The sequence below is a fragment of the Rhodovulum sp. DZ06 genome (assembly GCF_050586345.1).
Taxonomy (GTDB): domain Bacteria; phylum Pseudomonadota; class Alphaproteobacteria; order Rhodobacterales; family Rhodobacteraceae; genus JBOCEF01.
Window position 1 is genome coordinate 32065 of sequence record NZ_JBOCEF010000047.1, and the last position, 7196, is coordinate 39260.

Below are 7196 nucleotides of genomic sequence, written 5' to 3' on the forward strand. Positions count from 1 at the left end.
GCTCCCGGGCGCCGGGCTTCCCGGCGCGCCGCCCGGGGCGCGCGGCGGGTTGCGGGGCGCGCAGGTGGAGGGTGGCGGTCCGGGCGCGCCGCGTGATCCGTGTTGCGGGCTGAAGGGGCGCGATGGGAACGCGCCGATCCGGCCGCGCCCGGGCGGCGGATGGGCCAGGGCGCATCACAGCCGCTGCAGGACGGCGCCGCGGGGATGTCCGCGCTCCCGCCCGCCCGATCATGGCGTTCGGCGCCGGGGCGGAGGGCCTCGGGCCTTCGGGCCGCCGCGGGCCTTCGCCTGGCCTTCCTCCCCGCGCCCGGCTCAGGCCGCGCTGGTCGTCACCATGTTCCGCCCGCCATCCTTGCTCGCGTACAGCGCCTGGTCGGCGGCGGCGAGGAGCGTGCGCGGCAGGTCGGGCCGCGCCTGGAGCCGCGCCGGGCGCGCCTGGCGGGCGAGGGGATGGAGCGGGCGCGGCGCCGCGGCCTCGGCCAGCCCGCCCGCGCCCGGAAGCGCCGCCGGGCGCTGCGCCTCGGCCTCGACCGGGGCGGCCAGCGCCTCGGGGCCGGCCACCGTCAGCCCGATCGAGACGGTCACGTCGATCCGCCCCGGGTCCGCGCCGATGGCGAAGGGCTCGGCCGCCACCGCGGCGCGGATCCGCTCGGCCGCCAGCGCGGCGCCCTCGGCATCCGCGTCCGGCATCGCCACCAGGAACTCCTCGCCGCCCATCCGCGCCACCAGGTCCACGCCGCGCACATTGGCGCGCAGGCGGCGGGCGAATTCGGAGAGCACCTCGTCCCCCGCGGCATGGCCGAAGCGGTCGTTGACGGTCTTGAACTTGTCGAGGTCGAGCAGCATCACGCTCAGCGGCTGGGCCGCCCCGGCGCACTGGTCGGCGATGCGCCGCAGGTGAGTCTCGGCGTAGCGGCGGTTGTAGAGGCCGGTCAGCGGGTCGGTGATCGCCATCATCAGCCCGTCGCGCAGCGCGTCGCGCAGCCGGTCCGAGGCGCGCTTGCGCCTGATCTGGCTCGCCAGCCGCGCCACCAGCTCATTCCCGTCGACCGGGGTCACGAGGTAGTCGTTGGCCCCGAGGTCGAGCCCCGCCGCCGCGCCCTCGAGGTCGCCGGGCCGCACCAGCATGATGACCGCCACGTGCCGCGTCGCGGGCCGCGCGCGCAGGGCCGAGACCAGGCGCAGCCCGTCGCGGGTCGCGCCCAGGTCCCGCTCCAGCACGATGGCGTCGGGGGGCGTCTTCTCCGCCTCGGCCAGCGCCGCGCGGTCGTTGCGCGGCAGGCGCACGGTCACGTCCATCTGGGCCGCGAGCAACGCGCCGCGGGCCCGCGCATGGGCCGGGTCGGCGCAGAGCAGGATCACGTCGCCCGGGGGCTGCGCCGCCTCGTCCCGCGGGTCGATCCCGAGGGCCTGCGCGGTTTCATCCCGCAGCCGCAGCTCGTCCACCATGTTCTTCATGCGCACGAGGTTGCGCACCCGGGCGAACAGCTCGAGGTCCGAGACCGGGCGGGAGAGGAAATCGTCGGCGCCCGAATCGAGCCCGGCGATGCGTTCCTCGGGCGTGTTGCGCTCGGTCAGCAGGATCACGGGGATATGGGCGGTGCGCGGATCGGCCTTCAGGCGCCGGCAGGCCGCGCAGCCGTCTATGCCTACCATGTTGAGGCCCAGCAGGATGAGGTCGGGGGATTCGGCGAAGGCGCGTTCCAGCGCCTCGCGCCCGTCGGCCGCCGTCAGCGTCTCGTAATATGCGCCGCCCAGGCGGGCGGCGAGCAGCATCCGATTGGCCGCCGAATCGTCCGCGACAAGAATGCGCCCGGACATGCGCTCCACCTCCGCCGAGAGAACGTCACCATCGGCCCGCCGGTCCCGGGGGGGCCGGGCCTGCGTCGCCGTCTCTCGCTACTAGAGGGTAAAACGCTTAACGAAGGATTTAGTGAAAACGTTCTGATTGCGGCGGGGTCCCGGCGGCGGGGCGGCGGCGGGGCGGGCGAAAGGATGACGCGATGATGGGCAGGGACGGGGCCGAGGCGCTGGCGGTGCAGGCGCTGGGCTGGATGGCGGCGGATGACGAGGTGCTGGGCGCGTTCCTCGGGGCCGCGGGCTGCGGTCCGTCGGACCTGCGCGCGCGGGCGGCGGAGCCGGAATTCCTCGGCTTCGTGCTCGATTTCCTGCTGCAGGACGAACAGGCGCTGATCGCGTTCTGCGACGCGGTCCGCGTCCCCTATGACCGCCCGATGCAGGCGCGCGCCGCGCTGCCGGGGGGCGAGGCGCCGCACTGGACCTGAAGGGCCGGGCAGGGCGGCGGGGGACGGGCGCGTAAACCAGACGCCCCCTTGCGCCCGGCCGCGCCCGGGCGGATATGATGGCCCCATGTCTCTGCCCAACGGATTCCTCGACGAGCTGCGCGCCCGCGTCAGCCTGACGTCCATCGTCGGGCGCAAGGTCACGTGGGACCGCAAGAAATCCAGCTCCGGCCGCGGCGACTGGTGGGCGCCGTGCCCGTTCCACCACGAGAAATCCTCCTCGTTCCACGTCCTCGAGGGCCAGGGCTTCTACAAGTGCTTCGGCTGCGGCGCCTCGGGCGATCACATCACCTTCCTGCGCGAGATGGAGAACATGTCCTTCATGGAGGCGGTTCGCGCGCTGGCCGAGGAAGCGGGGATGGAGATGCCCGACCGCGACCCGCGCGCCGCGGCGCGGGAGGAGGCGCGCAAGGGCCTGACCGAGGTGGCCGAGATCGCCGCGCGCTGGTTCGGCGCGCAGCTGACCGGCGCGCGGGCGGAAGCGGCGCGCGAATACCTGAAGGGCCGCGGCATGACCGGCCGGACGGCGAAGGATTTCGGCATCGGCTTCGCCCCCCCGGGCGACGGGCTGCAGGAGCATCTCGCGGCCAAGAACATCCCCGTCGATGACATGATCAAGGCCGGGCTGATCGCGAAATCCGATGACGGGCGCACCTATCCGCGGTTCCGCGACCGGATCATCTTCCCGATCCGCGACGCGCGCGGGCGCTGCATCAGCTTCGGCGGCCGGGCGATGCAGAAGGACGCCAAGGCCAAGTATCTCAACGGCCCGGAGACGCCGCTCTTCGACAAGTCGCGCAACCTCTACAACCTCGACAAGGCGCGCGGGGCGGCGGGGCGCAAGGGGCGGCTGATCGTGGCCGAGGGCTACATGGACGTCATCGCCCTCGCCCAGGCGGGGTTCGAGGAGGCGGTGGCCCCGCTCGGCACCGCGGTGACCGAGATGCAGCTGCAGATGATGTGGCGGGTCTGTCCCGAGCCGATCATCGCGCTCGACGGCGACGCGGCGGGGCTGCGGGCGGCCTACCGGGTGATCGACCTGGCGCTGCCGCATCTCTCGGCGGAGCATTCGCTGCGCTTCTGCCTGATGCCCGACGGGCTCGACCCCGACGACCTGATCCGCGAGCGGGGGCCGGAGGCGATGGAAGAGGCGCTGGCCGCCTCGGCCCCGCTGGTCGAGATGCTGTGGCGGCGCGAGACGGACGGCAAGAGCTTCGACAGCCCCGAGCGGCGGGCGGGGCTTGATGCGCGGCTGGCCGAGGCGGCGCGCAAGATCGGCGACCGGCGGCTGCGGCGGCACTATATCGACGCGCTGCAGGAGCGGCGCTGCGCCCTGTTCGGGATCGACCCGGCGCAGGCCGCGCGCCCGGCGCCGCCGCGGGAGATGGGACCCCGGGACGCCGGTCCGCGCGATTTCGGCCCGCCCGACATGGGGCCGCCGATGGATGCGGGCTTCGCGCCCGATTACGGCCCCGGCTACGGGGATGGGCCGGATTACGGACCCGATTTCGGCCCCGAGCCGGGCTATGAGCCCGATTACGGTTTCGATCCCGGCATGGACCCGGGCCGCGACGCGGGCTTTCCGCCGCCGCCCGCCGCCCCCCGCGGCGGGCCGGGGGGCGCGCCGGGCATGGCCGAGGGCGCGCAGCGCTTCGCCCGCGGCGGCGCGCCGGTGGGCGGCCAGGGCGGATATGGCGGCGGTTTCGGGGGCGGCAAGGGCGGCGGCTTCGGCGGCGGGCGCAGGCGGCAGGGCTTCGGCGGGCGCGGCGCGCCGCGCATCCCCGGCGGTCCCGCGCGCGAGACGATGCTCTCGGCCCTCGCGCGCATCGCCGCGACGGGGCAGGGCGGGCGCGCGGCGGCGGAAGCGGGCGCGCGGCTGCGCGAAAGCGCCATCCTCGCCGGCGCGCTGGGCCATCCCGACGCGGCGCTCGCGCTCGAGGATTCGCTGGCCGAGGCGCCGTTCATGCATCCCGACCTCTCGGCGATTCGCGACGCGGTGATCGGCGCGCTCTCCGAAACCCCCGCCGACGCGGAAGGCGCGCTCGACCGCGCCGCGTTCCGCGCCCTCGTGGACGCGCGCATCGGCGGCGACGCCTGGGCGGCCGCGGGGGCCTCGAGGGCCGCCGGGCTGACCCGCGCGCTCGCCCCCGGATCGGACCCGGACGCGGCGAAACATGCGCTGGAAGAGGCGCTGGACCGCCATTCGGCGCTGGTCAGCGCCGAGGAGGAGATGCAGGACGCGGCAAGGTCCCTGCTGGAAGGCGAGGCGGGCGAGGACCTGACCCATCGCCTCGCCGCCGCGGCCCGCGCACGCGACGGGGCGGGCGCCGCGCAGCGGAATCATCTTGCAGAGGATGGCGACGAAGAGGCCGTCCGGCGTCTTCAGGGCTTTTCCATTCCGACTCGTTCCGGCAGGAAGGGCTGAGCATTTTTTCATCCGGCCATGGTGATTCGAGAAACGAATCACCTATATGGTGACGGATCGCAGACCCGACCCGCGTTCGCCGCGGGGCGCGCGGAGGACAAGCGAAGCTGGCGCGGGACGGGGGACGCCCCCTCGCCGCCGCTTCGGGTCCCGCCCCACGCCCGCGCCGGCCGCCCGGTCGACAGGAGACGTGCATGGCCGCCAAGGACATCGACGACACCCAGAAGGACGATGAGCAGGCCGACGGCGCAGGCCCGATGCTCGACATGAGCCAGGCGGCGGTCAAGAAGATGATCGCGACCGCCAAGGCCAAGGGCTACATCACGATCGACGAGCTCAACAAGGCGCTGCCCCAGGACCAGGTGTCCTCGGAGCAGATCGAAGACGTGATGTCCCTGCTCTCCGAGATGGGCGTCAACGTCGTCGAGGCCGAGGAAGCCGACGCCGAGGAAGGCGAGAAGGCCGAGACCTCCAAGGAGGTGACGACCACCTCCTCCAGCTCGGAAACCCTCGACCGCACCGACGACCCCGTGCGCATGTACCTGCGCGAAATGGGCTCGGTCGAGCTGCTGTCGCGCGAGGGCGAGATCGCCATCGCCAAGCGCATCGAGGCCGGCCGCAACACCATGATCTCGGGGCTGTGCGAAAGCCCGCTGACCTTCCAGGCCATCACCATCTGGCGCGATGAGCTGCTGGAAGAGAAGATCATGCTGCGCGACGTGATCGACCTCGACGCCACCTTCGGCGCCACCATGGCCGAGGAGACGGAGGAGGGCGACGAGGAGGTGATCGACGCCTCCGCCGCGGGCGCCGCCGCCCCTGCCGCGAACGGCGCCGCCGCGCCCGCCGCCGAGGGCGAGAAGGCCGAGGGCGAGGGCGAAGAGGGCCGGTCGGACGACAATTCGGACGACGAGGACGACGAGGACGAGCAGCAGAACCTCTCCATCGCCGCGATGGAGGCGGCGCTGAAGCCGCAGGTGCTCGAAAAGCTCGACCGCATCGCCCAGGACTATGAGCGCCTGAACGAGATGCAGCACAACCGCATCGGCGCGGCGCTGTCGGAGGACGAGACCTTCTCCTCGACGCAGGAGCGCGAATACCAGCGCCTGCGCTCGGAGATCGTGGCCCTGGTCAACGACCTGCACTTCCACAACAACCGCATCGAGGCGCTGGTCGACCAGCTTTACGGCATCAACCGCCGGCTGATGACGCTCGAGGGCCAGCTGGTGAAGATGGCCGACGCCTGCAAGGTGAACCGGGCGGAGTTCGTCAAGCAGTACCGCGACTCGGAGCTCGATCCCGGCTGGGTCGACCGCGTGGGCGCGCTGAAGGGGAAGGGCTGGGCCCTGTTCGTGGAGAAATACCGCGACCGGATCGAGGGCGTGCGCGACGAGATCGGCCAGATCGGCCGCCATGTCGGCGTGGACATCCCCGAGTATCGCCGCATCGTCCAGCAGGTGCAGAAGGGTGAAAAGGAAGCCCGGATCGCGAAGAAGGAGATGGTCGAGGCCAACCTGCGCCTCGTGATCTCCATCGCCAAGAAGTACACGAACCGCGGCCTTCAGTTCCTGGACCTGATCCAGGAGGGCAACATCGGCCTGATGAAGGCGGTGGACAAGTTCGAGTACCGTCGCGGCTACAAGTTCTCGACTTATGCGACCTGGTGGATCCGCCAGGCCATCACCCGCTCCATCGCCGACCAGGCGCGCACCATCCGCATCCCGGTGCACATGATCGAGACGATCAACAAGCTGGTCCGCACGGGGCGGCAGATGCTGCACGAGATCGGGCGCGAGCCGACGCCGGAGGAGCTGGCGGCCAAGCTGCAGATGCCGCTCGAGAAGGTCCGCAAGGTGATGAAGATCGCCAAGGAGCCGATCTCTCTCGAAACGCCGATCGGCGACGAGGAAGACAGCCAGCTGGGCGATTTCATCGAGGACAAGAACGCGGTGCTGCCGCTGGACTCGGCGATCCAGGCGAACCTGAAGGACACCACCACCCGTGTCCTGGCGTCCCTGACCCCGCGCGAGGAGCGCGTGCTGCGCATGCGCTTCGGCATCGGCATGAACACCGACCACACGCTCGAAGAGGTCGGCCAGCAGTTCAGCGTGACCCGCGAGCGCATCCGCCAGATCGAGGCGAAGGCGCTCCGCAAGCTCAAGCACCCGAGCCGGTCGCGCAAGCTGCGCAGCTTCCTCGACCAGTAAGCGGTCGGGCAGGGGCCCGATGCAGGCATGACGAAGGGGCCGGGGGGAGACCTCCGGCCCCTTTGCGTTGCGCCCCGCCGGGGGGCCTCTGGTTGCGCCCCGCCGGGGGGCCTCTGGTTGCGCCCCGCCGGGGGCGACGCGCCCGGGTGCGAGGGGGAGGAAGGGGTCTGCAGACCCCTTCCTCCCTGCAAGGCGGGGGCCATGGCGGCGAGGCGGCGCGCCTCGGGCAGGGCCAGCACGTGGCCGTCGACCGAGCGGACC

4 protein-coding genes are annotated in these 7196 nt (G+C 72.4%); 3 read left to right on the forward strand and 1 reads right to left on the reverse strand.

What is annotated here, in order from left to right:
* Nucleotides 1-312: 312 nt before the first annotated feature.
* Complete coding sequence (locus ACQ5SO_RS17485) at nucleotides 313-1821, reverse strand: diguanylate cyclase (protein ID WP_430942922.1); 1509 nt, start codon at nucleotides 1819-1821, stop codon at nucleotides 313-315.
* Between the two features lie 182 nt (nucleotides 1822-2003).
* Between ACQ5SO_RS17485 and ACQ5SO_RS17490 the strand changes: the two genes are divergently transcribed.
* The 3 genes from ACQ5SO_RS17490 to rpoD all read left to right on the forward strand — a co-directional run bounded on the left by ACQ5SO_RS17490 (nucleotide 2004) and on the right by rpoD (nucleotide 6935).
* Nucleotides 2004-2285, forward strand: coding sequence for a DUF3572 domain-containing protein (locus ACQ5SO_RS17490; RefSeq protein WP_430942923.1), 282 nt, complete (start codon nucleotides 2004-2006; stop codon nucleotides 2283-2285).
* Nucleotides 2286-2370: 85 nt separating this feature from the next.
* A complete protein-coding gene (gene dnaG, locus ACQ5SO_RS17495; protein WP_430942924.1) occupies nucleotides 2371-4728 on the forward strand; it encodes a DNA primase in 2358 nt (785 codons plus the stop codon).
* A gap of 194 nt (nucleotides 4729-4922) precedes the next feature.
* Entirely contained in the window at nucleotides 4923-6935 is a 2013-nt protein-coding gene (rpoD, locus tag ACQ5SO_RS17500) for an RNA polymerase sigma factor RpoD (protein WP_430942925.1), read from the forward strand.
* Nucleotides 6936-7196: the final 261 nt, after the last annotated feature.

Coding starts and splice junctions, on each gene's coding strand:
- dnaG (WP_430942924.1), top strand. CDS start 2,371: ATGTCTCTGCCCAACGGATTCCTCGACGAGCTGCGCGCCCGCGTCAGC.
- ACQ5SO_RS17485 (WP_430942922.1), bottom strand. CDS start 1,821: ATGTCCGGGCGCATTCTTGTCGCGGACGATTCGGCGGCCAATCGGATG.
- rpoD (WP_430942925.1), top strand. CDS start 4,923: ATGGCCGCCAAGGACATCGACGACACCCAGAAGGACGATGAGCAGGCC.
- ACQ5SO_RS17490 (WP_430942923.1), top strand. CDS start 2,004: ATGATGGGCAGGGACGGGGCCGAGGCGCTGGCGGTGCAGGCGCTGGGC.